Source organism: Oribacterium sp. oral taxon 102, from assembly GCF_013394775.1.
In the GTDB taxonomy this organism is placed as follows: domain Bacteria; phylum Bacillota; class Clostridia; order Lachnospirales; family Lachnospiraceae; genus Oribacterium.
In genome coordinates this window covers 555,566-574,814 of the sequence record NZ_JABXYT010000001.1, presented here as the reverse complement: position 1 = coordinate 574,814, position 19,249 = coordinate 555,566, and the positions used below count along the sequence as shown (strand labels likewise).

Below are 19,249 nucleotides of genomic sequence, written 5' to 3'. Positions count from 1 at the left end.
AGCTCAGGCGACTTCCCTCACCTTTTTTCTCGCAATGACACTGACCCACTCTCCCTGCCGCCCAACCGAAAGGAGCTCGAGCTCCTCCTGCGCCCGGAAGGCGGCGAGCACCTCCTGCTCCCGTGTGTCGAGGATTCCGGAGCTGATGAAAATCCCGCCCGGCTTCAGAAATGCCGGCACAACCCCGGTCAGCAGCACAATCACCGGCGCGAGGATATTCGCCGTCACGAGATCATAATGCCCATAGCCGAGCTCCCGCCGGAGCGCTTCATTCTCCGCTCCGATCACATTGCCGATATACATCGAAAACATAGAGGCAGTGAGACCGTTCTTCGCAAGATTGTCTCTAACCGCCGGGAGCGCCTCCGGGTCGAGGTCAGTTCCTGCGACATGTCCCGCGCCAAGCTTCAATGCGGTGATGCCGAGGATACCGGAGCCGGTTCCCAGATCCAGCACCTCCATCCCCTGCCGCAGATACTGCTTCAGCCCGCGGATGCAGAGCTGTGTCGTCTCATGCATTCCTGTCCCGAAGGCAGTCCCCGGGTCGAGCTCGATCAGAAGCTTATCCTCCATGCCCGCCGGAACCTCCTCCCAGCTCGGCTTAATCAGGATATCCTCCACCACGAACGGACGGAAGAAGCTCTTCCAGTTATTGATCCAGTCCTTGTCTTCCGTTTCGGAGCTCTCTATGCTGCCATCTCCCACCTCACAGTAGGCGCGCATCCCCTCGATTTCCTCCCGGACGGCACGAAGCAGCCCATCAAGCTCTGCCTCCGTATAGAGGTTCGCCGTATTCGGCATATAGCTCATGTCCACCGAGGGATCGCTGCGGAGCCGCTCTGTCTCTATGAGCCGCGCCGCCTTCTCCTCCTCCGGCACGACCTCCACATAGAAGCTGACCTCCGCGGTTCCGTCATCCGGCCCGAGCTCCGGCAGGATATCGATGAACATCCCTTTCGTATCCTCCTCGGACAGCGGAACACGATCCGAGATCTCTACTCCCTCGATGCCGAGCTCCATCAGATTCGAGACGAGGATCTCCTCTGCCTCCGTGGTCGTATGTATCGTGAATTTTCTCCAGATCATTCTCTTCTCCTATCGCTTCTGCATCTGCCCGGATGCAATGAGGTCTGTAAGACCGCAGCAGCCCAAGACAACGTCCCCTAAGCTGCACAGCAGCGCACGGAACTCATGCGGCATATGCGCTTCTTGCCGGATCATCCCACGCTTTTTTGGCTCTGCGCCTGCCGGCACATAGCCTTTTCGATTTCATCTGCGCTTCCCTAGTGTCTTTGGAAGCGGCGCAGCATCGGCAGCAGCTCCCGGAGCGCATCTATACAGAGATCCGCCTCCTCCTTCTCGTTGAAGAAGCTGAAGGAGAAGCGAATGGTCGAATCCAGCAGCTCCTGCGGCACACCGATCGCCCGCAGCGTCCCGGAAATGCCCGGATGATTCGAGGAGCAGGCGGAGCCGGAGCTCACATAGATGCCCCTCTCCTCCAGCGCATGCAGCAGCACCTCCGCGCGCACGCCCTCGAAGGACGCAGAAACAATCTGCGGCGCACCCGCCTCACCCTTTTCCGAATGCACCGTGACTCCCGGCAGCTTCTCGAGCTCCGTAATGAAATAGTCCTTCAGCTCCCGGAGGCACGCAATCTTCTCCGCATGATTCCGGTATGCCAGCTCCGCGGCGAGTCCCATTGCGGCGATCCCCGGAACATTATGCGTTCCGGAGCGCATATCCTCCTGCTGCCCTCCTCCGTAGAGCAGAGGTCTGATATGCACCCTCTCATCAACATAGAGGAAGCCTACGCCCTTCGGCGCGTGCAGCTTGTGCCCGCTCACGGAAAGCAGATCGATTCCCTCCTTCTTCGGGCGAAGCTCATACTTGCCATAGGCCTGGATCGCATCCGTATGGAAGAGTGTCGCCGGATTGCATGCCTTTACCAGCCGCCCGATCTCCGCAATCGGCTCCAGCGCACCGATCTCGTTGTTCACATACATCACAGAGACGAGGATGGTGTCCGGACGGATCGCCGCACGCAGCTCCGAAAGAGAAATATGCCCCCGCCTGTCTACCGGCAGAATCGTGATCTCATATCCCAGCTCCGCGAGGAGCTCAAGCGGCTTATACACCGCCGCATGCTCCACATTGCTCGTAATGATATGCTTTCCCTGCCGCCTCTTCGCAAGCGCTGTCCCAAGCAGCGCTGTATTGTCGGACTCCGTCCCGCCGGAGGTGAAGAGGATCTCCCGCGGCTTCACGCGAAGCGTCTCCGCGACCCGCTCCCGCGCCTGCCGGAAATAACGCTCCGCCGTCATTCCCATCGTATGCTTCGAGGACGGATTGCCATAGTCCTCCGTCATCGTCCGCCGCATCAGCTCTATCGCCTCCGGATAAACCCGGGTCGTTGCAGAATTGTCAAAATAAATCTCTCTCATCCTATCCCTCTCTGCCCATCCTCATAGCTGCGCTCCAGCGCCGTCATCAGGAGGCTGAGCGTCGTGATCGCCGCCGTCTCCGTGCGAAGGATCCTCCTGCCGAGGGAAACCGGCTGCACCCCATGCGCGAGTGCTGCCTCGATCTCCCCCCTGGAGAAGCCGCCCTCCGGCCCGATAAAGACCGCGATTCGCTTCTTTCCGGCTCTCTGCGAATCCCAGGGCTGCGCGAGATCCCGGAGCACCGAAAGCAGCGCCGTCATTCCCTCTGCATTCTCATAGGGAATCATACGACAGTCAAAGTCCGCCGCCAGCTCCATCGCCTCCCGAAAATCCATCGGCGCCGCGACCTCCGGGATGATCGAGCGCTTCGACTGCTTTGCCGCCGCCTCCGCAATCCCCTGCCAGCGCATGACCTTGGCTCCGGCTCTCTTCTCATCCAGCCGCACTACCGCATTCTGCGTCCGCAGCGGAACAATGCGGAATGCGCCCAGCTCCACCGCCTTCTGCACGATCAGCTCCAGCTTATCTGATTTCGGAAGACCCTGAAAGAGGTGAATCTCCGCCGGGAGCTCGTGCATCCGCTCCCGAAAGCAGATCCGAAGCAGGAGCTCCCCCTCTGTGATCTCCGTAAGCTCGCACACATAGTCTGTCCCCGTCCCATCCGAGATCAGGATATGCTCCCCAAGCTCCGCCCGAAGCACCGTTCTCAGATGCCTGTAATTCTCGCCTGTGATATGCACCGTCCCGGATACGATCTCGGACGGCTCGACAAAAAAATGATGCACGCTGCCCCCCCTTATAAAATGTCTCTGCCGATACCGCACTCTGCACAAATTTCACACGTAACTTCGCCATATCGCAGCGCGCATGCCGCATTTACCTGCATGACAGAGGCTTATCCGGCAAGCTCCATCAGTCCCAGATACTATATATCAAACGAAAAGGGAATTCAATGGCGGGGAAAGCAGGGCACGACAGCGAAGCAGTGAAATACACGCCAAAAGGAGGCACCCCACACCGCTGCGGACTACCCCCTCCCTTTATAAACCGTTTTGTCTTTCCCTCAACAGTCCCTATATTCATCCCGCTCGCCGCACGCCTCTGCGTACTTTCGGAGTGCATCCTTCTGCGCCTTCGTGAGCCTCTCCGGAACCGTTACGACAATGGTCACGAAGTGGTCGCCGCGCAGGCTCGGGTTCTGGAGAGAGGGCACGCCCTTTCCCCGAAGGCGCATCTTCGTCTCGGACTGTGTCCCCGGCTTGATGCTGAGCTCCACCGGCCCATCCACGGTTTTCACGATGGTCTTGCCGCCCAGCGCCGCCTTCGCGAAGCTGATCGCCTCCGCAGAGTAGATATTATTGCCCTGCCGCTTAAAGAGCGGATGCTGGGATACGGCGATGTTCACCAGCAGATCTCCTCTCGGTCCGCCGTTCGTGCCCGGATCGCCCCCTCCGGAGCGCCGGAGCGTCTGTCCGTCGTCGATCCCCGCCGGGATCGTAATCTCGATGCTCTTCTGCGTCGTGATATAGCCCTCGCCGCGGCAGTCCGGACACTTCTCCCGAATGATCCTGCCGGTTCCATGGCAGTCCGGGCAGTCTGTCACCTGCTGCATCGTACCGAACATACTCTGTCTGGTCATCACGACCTGTCCCCGCCCGTTGCACTTCGGACAGGTTTCCGGACTGCTGCCCGGCTTCGCGCCGCTGCCGCCGCAGGTCTTACACTCCTCCTTGTAACGGATCTTCACCGTCTTCTTCGTGCCCTTGATCGCCTCGTCGAAGCTGATCCGGACAGCAGTGCGGATCGAAGCGCCGCGGGTCGGCTGGTTCGAACGCCCGCCGAAGCCCCCGAAGCCGCCCCGGCTGCCGCCGAAGCCGAAGAGGTCTCCGAAAATATCGGAGAAATCCATATTTCCGAAGTCATAGCCGCCGAAGCCGGAGCTTGCTCCCGCCGCGGAACCTGCCTCGAACGCCGCATGACCGTAGGTATCATACGCCTTCCGCTTCTCAGGGTCCGACAGAACCTCGTATGCCTCGGAGCACTCGCGGAACTTCTCCGCCGCGCCCGCGTCTCCCGGATTCGCATCCGGATGATACTTCTTCGCGAGCTTCCGGTAAGCTCTCTTGATAGCTGCATCATCCGCATTTTTTTCTACGCCGAGAACCTCGTAATAGTCTCGCTTTTCTGCCATTTTCTCTCCCCCAGAACCAAGGCGGCGCCTCCTCCCGGAAGCCATCCGCCTGTACAATACCGGAAAACTTCACAGCGGATTCCGCTGTGAAGTTTTCGAATTTCTATGTCGTGACCGAAGACTCAGACCTCCTTGAAGTCGCCGTCCACCACATTATCGTCGCTCGCGCTGTCCTGCTGCGGCGCGCTGCCCTCTGCCTGCTGCGCTGCACCCTGCGATGCCTGCGCCTGCTCATACACCTTGGCAAACAGCGCCTGCGAGGACTTCATCAGGGTCTCCTGCGCCGCCTTGATGCGCTCTGCTCCCTCCTTCGTGATGCCCTCAAGCGGGTTCGCTGCGAGCACATCCTCCAGCGCCTTAAGATCCGCCTCTACCTGAGACTTGTCGGAATCGGAGATCTGTGCTCCCACATCCTCCAGCGCCTTCTTGGTCTGGAATACGATGGAATCTGCACCGTTTCTGACCTCGATCGCTTCCTTCTTCTCCTTATCCGCCGCCTCGAACTGCGCCGCCTCATTAACCGCCTTCTCGATGTCCTCCTTGCTCATACTGGAGCCGGAGGTAATCGTGATATGCTGCTCCTTGCCGGTGCCCTTGTCCTTCGCCGATACGTTTACGATGCCGTTCGCATCGATGTCGAAGGTAACCTCGATCTGCGGTACGCCTCTCTGTGCCGGCAGGATGCCGTCCAGCCGGAACTGTCCGAGGGTCTTGTTGTCCCTTGCGAACTCTCTCTCTCCCTGCACCACATGGATATCTACTGCGGTCTGATTGTCCGCTGCGGTAGAGAATACCTGCGAGATTCTGGTCGGAATCGTTGTATTCCGCTTGATCAGCGGAGTCGCCACGCCGCCCAGCGTCTCGATGGAGAGGGTCAGCGGTGTGACATCGAGCAGGAGCACATCGCCCGCGCCTGCGTCTCCCGCGAGCTTACCGCCCTGGATCGCCGCACCGATCGCTACGCACTCGTCCGGATTCAGCGTCTTGGACGGCTCCTTACCGGTCAGCTGCTTTACCTTCTCCTGTGCCGAAAGCATACGGGTGGAGCCGCCGACGAGCAGCACCTTGGAAAGCTCTGCCGCAGTGAGTCCGGCATCGCGAAGTGCATTCTGTACCGGAACAGCGGTTCTTTCTGTGAGATCTGCGGTGAGCTCCTCGAACTTCGCGCGGGTCAGGTTCATATCGAGGTGCTTCGGTCCCTCTGCCGTCGCAGTGATAAACGGGAGATTGATCTCCGTCGTCGCCGCGGTGGAGAGCTCCTTCTTCGCCTTCTCTGCCGCCTCCTTCAGTCTCTGGAGCGCCATATTATCCTTGGAGAGGTCTACGCCCTCCATCTTTCTGAACTCGGAAACCATCCAGTCGGTGATCCGGTTGTCGTAATCGTCGCCGCCGAGGTGCGTGTCTCCGTTGGTGGACATAACCTCGATGACGCCGTCTCCGATGTCAATGACGGATACGTCGAAGGTGCCGCCGCCCAGATCATAAACCATGATCTTCTGCTCTTTATCCTCATCAAGTCCATACGCCAGCGCCGCCGCCGTCGGCTCGTTGATAATTCTCTTCACATCGAGTCCGGCGATCCTGCCCGCATCCTTCGTCGCCTGCCGCTGCGCGTCATTGAAATACGCAGGAACCGTGATGACAGCCTCTGTCACCTTCTCTCCGAGATATGCCTCGGCATCCGCCTTCAGCTTCTGGAGAATCATCGCGGAGATCTCCTGCGGCGTATAATTCTTGCCGTCGATGGAAACCTTGTAGTCCGTCCCCATGTGTCTCTTGATCGAGGAAATCGTCCTGTCTGCGTTGGTTACCGCCTGCCGCTTCGCCGGCTCTCCGACCAGTCTCTCGCCGCTCTTCGTGAACGCTACGACAGACGGTGTCGTCCGCATCCCCTCTGCGTTGGCAATGACGGTCGGCTTGCCGCCCTCCATAACCGCTACGCAGCTGTTTGTCGTACCTAAGTCAATTCCGATAATCTTTCCCATATTGTCTCCTTTTCCGCCCGCTGTCCGGACTGTACTCTATACCTTTATTTCTTCACCTTCACCATGGAGTGCCGCACCACCGTTCCCCGGAAGGTGTAGCCCTTCTGCAGATCCTGCGTGACTGTATCCTCCTCCGCGTCGCTCTCGGTGTCGGTCATCACCGCGTTGTGCTTCGCCGGATCGAACTTCTGTCCCTCCGCCTCGATCACGGCGACATCCAGATCCGCAAAAAACTTCTGGATCTGCCTGTAGATGCCCTGCACGCCCTTCGCGAAGGCATCCTCTGTCTCCGCCGGCACCGCGGCGAGCGCACGTTCGAAATTGTCCACGACAGGAAGCAGCTTTTCGATGACATCCCGCGCGCCCAGCTCGAACATCTGGGACTTCTCCCTGTCGGAACGCTTCCGGAAGTTGTCGAACTCGGCGTAGAGCCGTGTATACTTATCCGTCATTTCCAGGAGCTCCTGCCGGAGCTTCCGCTCCGCAGGGCTGCCCGCCTCCTCTGCATGCTTCCCGGCATTCTCCTCCGAAGAGCCCTCAGCATCAGAGCTCTCCTCTGCGGCCGCTGCGCTGGCCTCCGTCTCCGCCGGCGCGTCGTTCCCGGCTGTATTGCCTTCCTGCCGTGCATCCGCCCCGCCTGCCCTCATTTCCTCGGTACCCTGCACCTTTTCGTCCTTCTCTTCCACCTTTCGCTCCTTTCTCCCTGTGCTCCCTCTATCGGAAGGCTCCGTCCATCTCATTCATCAGCTTCGAGAGGATCTCGAGCACTCTCTCATAGTCCATCCGCTTCGGCCCGATGACGCCGATCGTGCCCTTCATGCCGTTTCCGAGCCGGTAGCTCGCTGTCACCACCGAGCAATCCGCCATATTCTGTAACGGCGATTCCTTGCCGATATAGACCTGAATCTGCCGCTTCGTCGCCTCCGTATCCTGCTCGACGCCCTGTATCAGCTCGATCAGTTCATCCTTCTGCTCCAATGCGGAGATCAGCTTGGACGCATTGTCCGAATCCGTCAGCTCCGGATACTTGAAGATATTGGTCGCGCCGGAGGTATAGATCTGCAGGTCGCTGCCGTCATAGCGGAGCGTCTCGACGATGCCCCTGAGGATCTCCCGAAGCGTCTCCCGGAACTCGGAGCGGGCGAGGATCTTTCCGCACCGCTCCTCCGTCAGGCTCTCCACGCTCAGCCCGGAAAGCTCGTCATTGAGAAGAAGATTCAGGGAGAGTATCGCGTTCGAATCCGGATGCTCGCTGCCGCCGAGGAGAATCGTCGCCGTCTTTATGATATTGCCCTCCAGCATGATAACCAGAAGGATCCGCAGCCCGTCGACGAGGGAGACCTGAATGAACTTGATCCTGTTCTTCTGCAGACTCGGACCCGTGACCATCGCCGCGTACTCGGTATTCTGTGCGACAGTACGCACCAGCGTCTTCAGCGTATTCTCCAGCTTGTCCACCCGTTCAAACATACTGGACTTGACCTCGTCCAGCTCTTTCCGCTGATGCTCCATCAGCTGGTCTACATAGAAACGGTAGCCCTTGTCGGAGGGAATCCTGCCCGCTGAGGTATGCGGCTGTAAAATAAAGCCCATCTCCTCCAGGTCGCTCATCTCGTTCCGAATCGTAGCGGAGCTCAGGTTCAGTCCGGAATACTTGCTGATCGTCCTGGATCCGACCGGCTCTCCGGTCTCCAGATAGTTCTTAATGATGGTCGTGAGGATCACTACCTTACGACTGTCCATCTCCATCTGCCCGCCCCCTTTCTGAAGAATCCGCCTGAGCCTCTCCTCTTCATTAGCACTCGAAATATATGAGTGCTAACATCTACTGCATATAATACTCGTACAGCGGGAGAGTGTCAAGGTGTTTCTGTTAAAAAAATCCCTGCCCTCTTTAATGGGCAGAGATGGAATAAAAATACGGTGTTTCTCATTGTATCAGGTAAACCTCCGCATTCGTCAGAAAATTCGCGGCCTCCCTGTGGGAATTGAAATAGATATCGATATGCCGGTTCTTCACCGCACCGCCGCAGTCCTCCGCGACATACTCATGTCCATTGATCAGAACATGCGTCCCGTACGGAATGACGCGCGGGTCCACCGCGATGGTTCTGCCCGCCGCCGCGTGTCCGCCTGTCGCGGTGCGGCTGCCGTAGCCCTCCGAGCATTGATAGCAGGAGCAGTAGCCGGTCAGCCGGAATGTGCCGAGCAGCGTCAATGTCCGTCCGTCCGCCATTTTCAGCGTATTCCCATTCTCCTCCACGTTTTCCTCCGGCTCTGCCGATGCCGCACTCTCCGCCGCGTTCTCCTCCGCCGGGCCCTTCGCATCCTGCTCTCCGCTGTGGAACACCACCGCCCGCAGCACGGTCGCTCCCGCATAGACACTGTGCATCGGCTTCCCGAGCACGAAGCTGCACGCCAGCAGCAGACTCAGACATAGACACATCCTATTTCGTTTCTTCCCTGTGAATCTCAAAATTTTTCCTCCAAAAAACAGAAAGCGGCAATTTCCCATTCCGGTTATATGCCGCCGGGCAAAACAGCGGGGGAGCACGCGCACTCGAAGCCCTCGCGTACTCCCCATCTCAGGCTGCTTCCTGCAGCCTCCGTATCTCTCGCGAAGCCCTACTTCGCGATGGCAGCATAGACCTCCGCAGACTTCGCGCCGCTTCGGGTTACCCCGACTGCCTCCTCCCTCGTATCGAAGTAAATGTCGATAAGCTTCCCCACGACCTTACTCCCCTTATCCTCCACCGTATATACGGTATCTCCGATAAAGACCCTCGTCCCGAGCGGCAGCAAGCTGAGATCTGCCGCGATCGTATGGTTCGCGGTCGGCGTCGCGCCGGAATAGGTCTTGCCGTCTCCGTAATAGCCGACGATCCGGAAGCTCCCCAGCGATTCGCCCTTCTGATACCGCTTCGACTCCTCGGTCACGACAATGCCGAAGGGCGTATCTCCTGCCCGGAAGCTCTGCCGCTCCTTCTCCGGCGCTTCCTCCGCCTCCACGGCTTCCTCCACCGGATGCTCCGTCATATCCTCTCCCGTCCCCTGCATCAGATTACCGGAACGCACGGCGAGCGGCTTCCCATCCCGAAAGCCCGGTCCTGCCTCCTCCGCCAATGCCGGTATGCTCCAGAGTGCGGACAGGCAAAGCAGCAAAAGAAGCTTCCTTCCCATCTTTTTCATTTCGTACCCCCATGCCGAATGCTTCGGCGCCGCTGGTCTTACAGATCCTGCACAATGCCTGCCGCGGTTCCCTGATGGAACCTGCTGCACTCTCGCACCGTTAACAGGTATTCGGCAGCCGCGCTTTCATTCTCTTCGCACATTTGTTCTCCGATTTGTCCGAACTTTTGTCCAACATAGCCGATTTCGGAGGGATTGTCAAATTACGTTTTTCTAACCGAATTGGTCAGAATTCTAAATTTTTTATAAAATACTGCATAAGTCCCCTGTCAAGCGGACGAACACGAGGCAAGCTTGCTTGCACGAGCATTCAGACATTTGAATTGCAAACAAAGATGTCTCTCAGCTCGTCAGCAGCAGCTCCACCGCCATCCGATCGCGCAGGTTGCCGTTCTTGATACCTTCGTCGTAGAACAGGCAGCGGCTGAGGTAGCCCTGCAGGCTCTCCATGGTATAATGCTTCGCCTGCTCTGTCAGCTTCGGCACCGCCCACGGGCTGACGCCGATGTACTTCGCCGCATCGTTCCTCGCCATCCCCTGCCGGACGCACTCCTTCGTGAGGAGCAGCTGGTTGAAGCTCCGGCGCAGCAGCGCGAGGATCTTCATCGGCGCCTCCTGCAGGGTCAGCAGATCGCTGTAATGCCGCATCGCCCGTTCGGTATTGCCGAGGCTCAGCTCCGTAATCATGTCAAATACCCGATCCTCGACATTCGCCGTGCAGATCTGCCCGACATCCTCGTCCTCCACGATCTCCCGCTCCCCGGTATAGGCGATCAGCTTCTCCAGCTCCCCGGAAAGCCGATCCATGCTCCTGCCGCTCCGTTCGATCAGACGCTCCATCGTCGAGGAACGTACCTTCTTCCCTGCCTTCATCAGATAACGCGCCGCCCAGCCGGAGAGCATACGCACATCCTGCTCCGCCAGCTCACAGACGAAGCCCTTCTTTTCGACCAGCTTATAGAGACGGTTCCGCTTATCCGCCGCCTCCTCGATCAGCATAAGACAGCTCGTGTCCGGCAGCCGCTCCAGATAGGCGCAGAGCCTCTCCGGCGCCGTTCTTCTCAAAAGCTCCGAGTCCTTCCAGACGACCAGCCGCTTCTCCGCGAAAAACGGCATCGTATCCAACGCGGAAATCAGCGTATCGAGATCCGCATTCCCCTCGAAATAGCTGTAATTCATCCCGTCCTTCCCGCCGAACTTCTCCCGGAAAAGCCGTAGATAAGAGCGCTTCAGATAATTCTCACTCCCATAGAGCAGATAGATGGGCGAAAACTTCCCTTCCTTTAAATGCTGATTCAGCTCCTGATACCTAAGCTGCTCCTCATCCCGCTGCTGATATGACCTATTCCCCGCCAAAATCCCTTCCCTCCCGTTCCCCACATCCCTGCTGCTCCCTCCCCTGCACTTATGCCCTGTATTCCCGGCAGTACAGGAAAGCCCTTCGCAATTCGTCGGAATAAAATCTGTTCACATGAGCTGCTGCCCCCATTTTATCCCGGCACATAGATTTGCACAAGCTCCCTTTCCGGAATACTCTGCTTTTGCGCAGCCGTTCAGCTAAGCAGAGCTTTATGAAAAATCCGTTGAATTCCCATTTCAAATCCACAGCATTTGTTTCTGTTTCAGCGAATTGCGAATGGATTACCTGCACTGTTCCGCTTTTGCCCTGCTTTTTCGCGCGTATCGCGCGCTCCCACTGGAGTACGGCAGCGAATCGTGTTATAGTGTATCGAATGGAGAAGCTTATGAAATTCGAAAACAACTGTCTGGAGCTCTATATCCACATCCCCTTCTGCACGAAGAAATGCAGCTACTGCGACTTCCTTTCCTTTCCGGTCGGAATCCGGGAGCACGAGGGATACGTTCGCAAGCTCTGCGAGGAGCTTCGGTACCGGAGCGGGGATGCAGGCGGTTATACCGTAGGGAGCGTCTTCCTCGGCGGCGGCACGCCCTCCGTGCTCGCGCCGACCCTCATTGCCCGGATCATGGAGACCGTATACGCGAACTACGCGGTCGCGCCGGACGCGGAGATCACCATAGAGTGCAACCCCGCCTCCACGCTCCGCTACAAGTTCTCGCTCTACCGGGAGTCCGGCATCAACCGCCTCTCTCTGGGGCTGCAATCCGCGAATAATTCCGAGCTCCGGCGGCTCGGCAGACTCCATATCTTCGAGGACTTCCTGAAAAGCTACCAGAATGCGCGGCTCGAGGGCTTCCGGAACATCAATATCGACCTGATGAACGGCATCCCGGAGCAGACGCCGGATTCATGGCGGAAGACCCTCCGGAATGTGCTCATGCTGAAGCCGGAGCACCTCTCTGTCTACAACCTGATCCTCGAGGAGGGCACGCCCTTCTACCGGCTCCACCGTGCCGGTACGCTGGAGCTCCCCACGGAGGACAGTCTCGTCGAAATGGACAATATCACGAGGGAGCTTTGCCTGAAAAGCGGCTATCTGCGCTATGAAATCAGCAATTACGCCCGTCCCGGCTTCGAATGCCGCCACAACTACGGCTACTGGTCAGACGTCCCCTACCTCGGCTTCGGGCTCGGCGCCTCCTCCTATTTCAATAAGAAGAGATTCCGAAACCTCCGGAATTTCGCGGAATATCTGGCGCTCGACTTCCAGACGGAGGCGGCGGCGCAGTTCCCGCAGCTCTATGCCGAGCAGAGGGAGCTGTCCCGCAAGGAGCAGATGGAGGAATTCATGTTCCTCGGGCTCCGCCGCGTCTCCGGCGTCTCCGAGCTGGACTTTACCGCCCGCTTCTCCGTCGAGCTGCAGTCCGTCTTCGGGGAGAAGCTCCGGCAGTTTGTATCCATGGGGCTGATGCGGCACGAGGGCTGCCGCTACCGCTTCACCGAGCGCGGCATGGATGTCAGCAACCGCCTGCTCAGCGAATTCCTGCTGGAATAAGGTTGCTTTTTCGTCCGCTTTTTCCTTTCTCCTCGATGCAGGCTGCCGCGGAGAGGCGCATTTCTACATTCTTACATTCAAGACTTCTCCGCAGCCTTTCCCAAACTGTAAATGAGGAGGAAACACATGGAAAATCTACTGGTCAACGTATTGGAATCGCAGGGCATCTGGACTGTTCTATTCGTTTTTCTGCTGCTTTATCTCATCAGAAAAAACGACAGCATGGATGAAATGCAGGAGAGGCGGGACATGGACGGCGCTCTTCCAGTCCTACCGTATCCCCTGCTCCGGAGCCGGTGTCGAGCGGCTGATCGAGGCGGCGCGTCACGAGCTGGCATAGGGCTTCGCAGAGGACAATGCCAACAATATCACGCCTTACGGGCAGTGGTACGGCATGAACGGGAGCTCCTGGTGCGCCATGTTCGTTTCCTACTGCGCCTATCAGGCGGGTGTTCTGGATGAGCTCGTGCCCCGCTATGCGTGGTGCCCGTCCGGAATGACATGGTATAAGAATAAGGGAAGATATCATAAGCGAAACACCGGCTATATCCCCAGAAAGGGCGACATTATCTTCTTCTACAGCAATGCGCAGGGAAGAGTCACGCATACAGGCATCGTCGTAGACGGAGATGCCAAAACCGTCATCACCATCGAGGGAAATACCAGCAAGGAGAAGGTCGCCATGAAATTCTACGATCTGGACACGATCCGAATCGATGGCTACGGAGACAACGGCGGAGAAAGGATCTACACCAGCACCGCACCTTCGCAGGAAATTTCCCAGAAAACCTTCCGTCTGCGGGAGGACTATGAGAAGACCATCCGCTACGGCACCACGTTCTGGATCCGTCTCAACAACCCGAATCCGAACCCCGTTATGGATCGGCAATAGATTTCCTATGTAAGGCTCATTTCAATGCGCAAAGAGCGCCGGAGCCTTTCCGCCCCTGCGCTCTCTGATTCCCTTGACTTTACTTCATCCAGACACCGTCCGCACCGACCTTATGCCCGTCAGAGGTCATCTCATTGACAGCCATGCTGCCGTCCGCCTTCAGGAAATACCACTTGCCATCCTGATTGAGCCAGCCTGTCCGCATCGCTCCGGAAAGCTCATCAAAATAATACCATTTGTTATTGAAGCTAAGCCAGCCTGTCTGCATTGCCCCCGAAGCATCAAAGTAATAACTTGCGTTGTTTGCCCTGACAAGACCTGTACACATATACTCGTCCTGCCCGAAAAGATACCACTTCGAGTCAAGCTTCGCCCACTGCGCGGATGCAAAGCCCGCTCTTGTCCCGTCAGCGGCACGCAGCTCCAGCCTCCACTTTCCGTTCACATTGACCCACTTCCCTGCATTCAGAGAAGCCCTGTTCGTCATGACCGTCTGTACAGGCAGAATGCTGCTGCCTGCCTGCCGGGCGCTCCCTGCACTTCTTCCGGAACCGCCTCCGCCGGATCTGTTGCTTCTGCCGGATCTGTTTCCTCCTCCGGATTTCCGGCTGCCATCCGGCTTCCCACTGCCGCCATTCTGCTGATTTCCGGCATTGCCGTTCTCATAGAGTGCACGCAGCGCCTCCTCTTTCTTTTTCAGCGCCTCTATATTTTTATCGGTATCCTCCTCAGATGCCCACTCATCCTCCTGTACCGCCCTCGCCGTGCGCAGCGTCTCGTCATAAGCGCGCTGAAAATCTTTCCCCGCGTTTTGATACTTTTTTCCGCTCTTTGCCGTCTCGGCTTCGCTGATCTGCTTCTTCAGCTCCTCTGTCTTCGGAGAGCTTCCTGTCAGGGCATCCCTTGCACTCACGACGTGAGCAATCTCTTCCTCAATCGTTTTCTTTCTCAGGGGCGCCGGGATATACTCCGGATTGTCCCGGGTCTTCTCCAGCAGCTCACCGGCATCCTTCAATGCTTTATCATAGCTCTCCCTTTCCTGCTCCGGAGCCCGCTTATATCGGATGCTCCTCTTAACGAGCTCTCCCCTTTCTATTTCCTTCTGCAGATCCTCTGATGCCCTGCCATTCAAGGCACTTTCCGCATCCTTCAGATCCTGCATCGCCCGATCCGCATCCCTTGCCGGAAGATTGGGCAGCTTCAACATTCCTTCAGCCCGCTGAAATGCATTGAAAAAACTCTCCTGCACTTCCTCATCTGCGTCCAAAAAAATATTCTTATAAAATATTTCACGCGCTCTGCTGACCGCATTTTTCAGCTCCTTCAGCTTTTCCTCCGAGGCAGGCGCATCCACATCATCAAAGGCTTCCTGCTCCAAAGATCCGTCCTCCGGAGCCTGTACATCCTCCGAGGTCTCCTGCGGCACAGGCACAGCCTGCCTTTCCTCCGGAGCCTGCTCCTCCGCCGCGATCTGTCCATCCTCTGAAGCCTCTTCCTGCACGTTCGCAGCCTCTTCCGTCACTGCGCCCTGTCCTGCATCAGACGCATCCGCCGCCGCCTGCCGTTCCAGCCCATTCGTGTCCTCTTGAACCGTCTCTTCCGCAGTCACCTCCGCTGAAACCTCTTCTACGGCAGCTTCAGCATACACGCTGAGCGGCGTGATCGTCCCCATCGCCAGCGCCGCGCTCAAGCCCGCTATAAATACCACGTTTCTTTTCCTCATACTCGTCATATTCTCCTTTTCTGATATCAAATAGACAATACCATACGTTATGTTAATTTTTTGTTAAGAAAAAGGCTTCCTGCGCCAGATTTTACTCTGACACGGGAAGCCCCGTCTGCCGCTATTCTGTTTTCTGTCCAAGGTCCTTATCTCACGTGGCGGATCCAGCCCTCCGGTGCAGCGATTCTGCCGCTTTGGATGCCGCTCAGAGTCTCATAGAGCGCCGCTATTACCTCTCCTGCCCTCTCCATGCCGCTCGGGAAAGCAATCGTCTCCTCATGCGCTGCGATTCTCCCGACCGGAGAGATCACCGCGGCGGTTCCGCAGAGTCCGCACTCCGCAAAATCCCGAAGCTCTGTGAAGCGCACCGGACGCTCCGCTACATTCAGGTGGAGATAATGCTCCGCTACATAAGCGACGGAACGCCGCGTAATCGATGGGAGGATGGAGGGAGACCTCGGAATGACGAGATTTCGCTCCTTATCTACGAAGATTACATTGGAACCGCCGGTCTCCTCGACATAGCTCCTCGTCGCCGCATCGAGATAGAGGTTCTCCGCATAGCCTGCCTCATGCGCAAGCACAGAGGGATGCAGACTCATCGCATAATTCAGTCCCGCCTTGACCGCGCCGGTTCCATGCGGCGCGGCGCGGTCGAAGTCCGAAACCTGCAATGCGATCGGACTCGCTCCGCCCTTATAATACGGACCGACCGGCGTCGCGAAGAGCCGGAACTGATAGCGATCCGCCGGTTTCACACCAATCACCACACCTGTTGCGAACTCATAGGGACGGAGATAGAGTGCCGCGCCGGAGCCATAGGGCGGCACCCAGTCCATATTCGCACGTACGACCTGATCCACCGCGTCCAGAAATCTCTCCTTCGGAAAGGGCGGCATCTCGATCCGCTGCGCGGACGCATAGATCCGCTCTGCATTCAGATCCGGGCGGAAGCAGACGATAGAGCCATCCTCCCAGCTGTATGCCTTCAGCCCCTCGAAAACCTGCTGACAATACTGGAGGATGCCCGCGGACTCGTTCAGCACTACATTCGCATCGTCGGTGAGCGCTCCCGCGTCCCATTCGCCGTTCTCCCAGTTTGAGACATATCTTCTGTCGGTCTGCCGATATTGAAAGCCGATATTGCCCCAGTCCAGATCTTTCTTTGCCATAGCTCGCTCCTCTCCCTCACGGCGCTGCCGCATTTACCATAACATCAGGTTATGAATTTTTCATCTAGTATAGTCCCGAATTTTAGTAAATGCAATTGTTTTTTGCAGCAGTTCAGGGAAGCAGATCTTTATGTGACGGATATGACAGCGGGAAAAAGCTTGCCCATAGCGATCGTTTCTGTTTCAGCGAATTACGAATGGCTTACCTGAACTGTTACTTATATAGATTCTTCGGGCCCGGCGCAGAGATCTCGTAGCGCTCCCCATCGCTCACGATCCGTATCTCCCCCAGCCTTCCTGTCTCCAGTATGCGCACCGAATGCCGGTCAAGCAGCCGGAGCGTCTCCCGGTGCGGATGCCCGTAGGAGTTGCCTCTGCCGTAGGACAGCAGCGCATACTCCGGCCGGCAGCATTCCAGCAGCACTTCCGAGGTACTGGTATGAGAGCCGTGATGTCCCGCCTTCAGGATATCGAGATCCGGAAATTCACCACATGTCTGCATTACCTGAAGCATGACCGCCTCCTCTTCCTTCGGCATATCTCCGGTAAAGAGCATATGGAAATGTCCGTATTCAAGCAGCAGCCCGCTCGAATGCCGGTTCGCGTCCTCCACGAAGCCCGTACCCAGCGGGAAATAGCAGCGGAGACAGAGCTCCGGGCTCCCGTCTGCTGTCCGAAGCAAAACCGCGTCCCCCATCCTGACATAGCGAAGCTCTGTCCCGCGAAGCGCCGAAAGCTCCCGCAGGCTGTCATAGCGGGCATCCCCCTCTGCTGCCGCGGGAAGAAGCAGCCGCCGAACCGGCAGCTCCCCCTCAGTCAGCAAGGCAAGTATCCCGCTGGTATGGTCGCTGTCCGAGTGACTGATCACAGAGAGATCGATACTGTCTATCCCCTGTGACAGGAGATAGGGTGTGAGGACATTTTCTCCGAAGTGCCGATTCGAGCCGGAACCGCAGTCGATCGTGATGACCCGCCCTCCGGAGCGGAGCACGAAGCCGTCTCCCTGCCCCACGTCGAGCGCAGTGATTTCCAGCCCCGCAGGCGCCCGCCTCGGAAGCCGGAGGAGCGCTGCCGCAAACAGCAGAAAAAACAAAGGAAGCAGCAGACTCTCCCATCTTCCCCCCGCATTGCCCTCCCTTTTCTGCCCTGCCTTCCGTACAGAGCACCGCCGTCGGGACAGAAGGCCACTCAGGGCAAGCAGCGCCGCATAGTAATGAAGCATTTCCCGCAGCCCCGGCCTGCCCGGCGTCAGATACGCACCCGGAAGCCGCGCCGCGAACGCGCAGAGCCGGTCATAGAACGAGAGCACATTGTGTCCGGAGGACAGGAGAAGCCGCGCTCCCAAAGCGAGCCCCTCTGTTACGAGCCCCGTCGGCGGAAAGTCCCTCCGGAGGAAAATACAGAACAGCAGCTCCGGAAGCGAGGCAAGCAGCAGTCCGACAAGTCCCGAAGCAAGCAGGGCAGAGAAGAGAGGGAGCACCAGCAGGTTCAGCAGCAGCGCATAAAGGGGGATCTGAAAGAAATGGAAAAGCGTCAGGGGAAGCAGGAAAAGCTGTAAATAAAATGCACCGAGAAGCCCCCGCAGCCCCCCTCCCTCCGGCATCGGCAGCATTTCCGTGAGTCCCAGCGCCAGCACCGCAAGGAAGCTGAGCTGGAAGCCGGAATGCGTGAGCAGCAACGGATTTTCGAGGAGCAGGATAATAGCGGAGAGCGAAAGAGCGGAGAGCATATCGTAGCTGCGCCCGAGTATCCCCGCCAGGAAGCGAAGCTGCAGCATCAGCACCGCCCGCAGCACGGAGGGAGCGCTGCCGCAGAGGATGCCATAGGACAGGATCACAAAGATACTGAGGAGATTTGCCGGAAGCAGCGGCAGCCCCAGCATGCAGAGCAGCCGGTGGAAGCCGAGCCCGATCAGCGAGAGATGCAGTCCGGAAACCGCAAGGATATGGGCAATCCCGTTTTTCCGATACTGCTTCTGTGTTTCCTCCGAAAGCTCCCCCCGATTGCCGAGGAGAATCGCCTGATACACGCCGCTCTCCTCCTCTCCCGCGAGGGAATGCAGCTTCTCCTGTAAATATCTCCGGAGCCTCTGCAGGCTTCTTCGATACGGAGAGCCCTGTCCTGTGGCGGCAGAAAGCGCGGTTCCGGAGAAGCTGCCGCTCAGACCGAGCGAACGGGAATAATCCAGAAAGCTGAACTCTCCCTCATTCGTCGCAGGCTCCGCAGGGAGAAGGCTGCCGAGTACCTGCACCTGCTGCCCCGGGAAGCAGTCCGCCGAACCGTCCAGATAGACGCGCAGGCTGCCGCAGCTTCGGTGATAGCGTTCCCGAAGCTTCGGATCTGCCGTCTCCGGAAGCGATTCCAGACTCCCATAGGCGCTGGATACGAGGCAGCGCCGGAGCTTGAGTTCTGTCTTTCCTGCGGCGAAGCTGCTGTCTGCGACCGTACCCTCCAGCAGGAGCCGCTGCCTGCCGAAGGCTGCAAGCGTCTCCTGATACGCCGTGAGATGTGCAGAAACCATGCGGAAGCGGACAGCGGAGCCGAACAAAAAAAGGAGCAGCAGGAAAAACAACCGTGCAGAAAGCCGGTTTTTACGGAAATGCAGGAAGAGGAAGAGGAGATAGAGAAGAAGCGGCAGGCAGCGAAGCATGCCGGGAAGCGCCGGAAATACCGCAAGCTCTCCCAGCAGGACGGCGAGCGCCGCCAAAAGACAGGGACGTTTCAGCATAACAGCTCCCAAG

At 57.9% G+C, this 19,249-nt stretch carries 15 protein-coding genes and 1 pseudogene; 3 read left to right on the top strand and 13 right to left on the bottom strand.

Features of this window, described 5'->3' with window-relative positions; translation table 11 throughout:
- Positions 1-3: 3 nt before the first annotated feature.
- The 10 genes from prmA to holA all read right to left on the bottom strand — a co-directional run bounded on the left by prmA (position 4) and on the right by holA (position 11,162).
- Positions 4-1,086, bottom strand: a complete 1,083-nt coding sequence (prmA, locus tag HW273_RS02640; protein WP_179010309.1) for a 50S ribosomal protein L11 methyltransferase — start codon at positions 1,084-1,086, stop codon at positions 4-6.
- Between the two features lie 197 nt (positions 1,087-1,283).
- A complete protein-coding gene (locus HW273_RS02635) occupies positions 1,284-2,441 on the bottom strand; it encodes a cysteine desulfurase family protein (RefSeq protein ID WP_179010308.1) in 1,158 nt (385 codons plus the stop codon).
- Positions 2,438-3,226: a 16S rRNA (uracil(1498)-N(3))-methyltransferase gene (locus HW273_RS02630; protein WP_179010307.1), complete on the bottom strand. Its 789-nt coding sequence runs from the start codon at positions 3,224-3,226 to the stop codon at positions 2,438-2,440. Before HW273_RS02630 ends, HW273_RS02635 begins: the two co-directional genes overlap by 4 nt.
- A 278-nt stretch (positions 3,227-3,504) precedes the next feature.
- On the bottom strand, positions 3,505-4,632 hold the full coding sequence (gene dnaJ / locus HW273_RS02625; RefSeq protein WP_179010306.1) for a molecular chaperone DnaJ: 1,128 nt from the start codon (positions 4,630-4,632) through the stop codon (positions 3,505-3,507).
- 122 nt (positions 4,633-4,754) lie between these two features.
- The gene (gene dnaK / locus HW273_RS02620) at positions 4,755-6,617 is read right to left on the bottom strand and encodes a molecular chaperone DnaK (protein ID WP_179010305.1); all 1,863 of its coding nucleotides are present in this window, start codon (positions 6,615-6,617) and stop codon (positions 4,755-4,757) included.
- A gap of 44 nt (positions 6,618-6,661) precedes the next feature.
- A complete protein-coding gene (gene grpE, locus HW273_RS02615) occupies positions 6,662-7,303 on the bottom strand; it encodes a nucleotide exchange factor GrpE (protein ID WP_330603896.1) in 642 nt (213 codons plus the stop codon).
- A 28-nt stretch (positions 7,304-7,331) separates the two neighbouring features.
- The gene (gene hrcA, locus HW273_RS02610) at positions 7,332-8,360 is read right to left on the bottom strand and encodes a heat-inducible transcriptional repressor HrcA (RefSeq protein ID WP_442950858.1); all 1,029 of its coding nucleotides are present in this window, start codon (positions 8,358-8,360) and stop codon (positions 7,332-7,334) included.
- Positions 8,361-8,547: 187 nt separating this feature from the next.
- On the bottom strand, positions 8,548-9,063 hold the full coding sequence (locus HW273_RS02605; protein ID WP_243206726.1) for a 3D domain-containing protein: 516 nt from the start codon (positions 9,061-9,063) through the stop codon (positions 8,548-8,550).
- Between the two features lie 179 nt (positions 9,064-9,242).
- Positions 9,243-9,806, bottom strand: a complete 564-nt coding sequence (locus HW273_RS02600) for a 3D domain-containing protein (RefSeq protein ID WP_243206725.1) — start codon at positions 9,804-9,806, stop codon at positions 9,243-9,245.
- Between the two features lie 342 nt (positions 9,807-10,148).
- Positions 10,149-11,162 carry a DNA polymerase III subunit delta gene (gene holA / locus HW273_RS02595; protein WP_179010302.1) on the bottom strand — a complete coding sequence of 338 codons (1,014 nt, stop codon included), beginning with the start codon at positions 11,160-11,162 and terminating at the stop codon, positions 10,149-10,151.
- Between the two features lie 389 nt (positions 11,163-11,551).
- Here holA and hemW point away from each other — a divergent pair, with 389 nt between their 5' ends.
- From hemW to HW273_RS02580, 3 genes and pseudogenes are all read left to right on the top strand, one after another.
- Positions 11,552-12,721: a radical SAM family heme chaperone HemW gene (gene hemW / locus HW273_RS02590; protein WP_179010301.1), complete on the top strand. Its 1,170-nt coding sequence runs from the start codon at positions 11,552-11,554 to the stop codon at positions 12,719-12,721.
- Between the two features lie 111 nt (positions 12,722-12,832).
- Positions 12,833-12,913: pseudogene (locus HW273_RS11830) on the top strand (BhlA/UviB family holin-like peptide); the annotation flags it as partial.
- 202 nt (positions 12,914-13,115) lie between these two features.
- Positions 13,116-13,613: a CHAP domain-containing protein gene (locus HW273_RS02580; protein ID WP_243206724.1), complete on the top strand. Its 498-nt coding sequence runs from the start codon at positions 13,116-13,118 to the stop codon at positions 13,611-13,613.
- 79 nt (positions 13,614-13,692) lie between these two features.
- Here HW273_RS02580 and HW273_RS02575 read toward each other — a convergent pair whose 3' ends face one another.
- The 3 genes from HW273_RS02575 to HW273_RS02565 all read right to left on the bottom strand — a co-directional run bounded on the left by HW273_RS02575 (position 13,693) and on the right by HW273_RS02565 (position 19,236).
- Positions 13,693-15,336: an N-acetylmuramoyl-L-alanine amidase family protein gene (locus tag HW273_RS02575; RefSeq protein ID WP_179010300.1), complete on the bottom strand. Its 1,644-nt coding sequence runs from the start codon at positions 15,334-15,336 to the stop codon at positions 13,693-13,695.
- 146 nt (positions 15,337-15,482) lie between these two features.
- Positions 15,483-16,541, bottom strand: a complete 1,059-nt coding sequence (locus HW273_RS02570; protein ID WP_179010299.1) for a branched-chain amino acid aminotransferase — start codon at positions 16,539-16,541, stop codon at positions 15,483-15,485.
- A gap of 181 nt (positions 16,542-16,722) precedes the next feature.
- Entirely contained in the window at positions 16,723-19,236 is a 2,514-nt protein-coding gene (locus HW273_RS02565) for a ComEC/Rec2 family competence protein (RefSeq protein WP_179010298.1), read from the bottom strand.
- Positions 19,237-19,249: the final 13 nt, after the last annotated feature.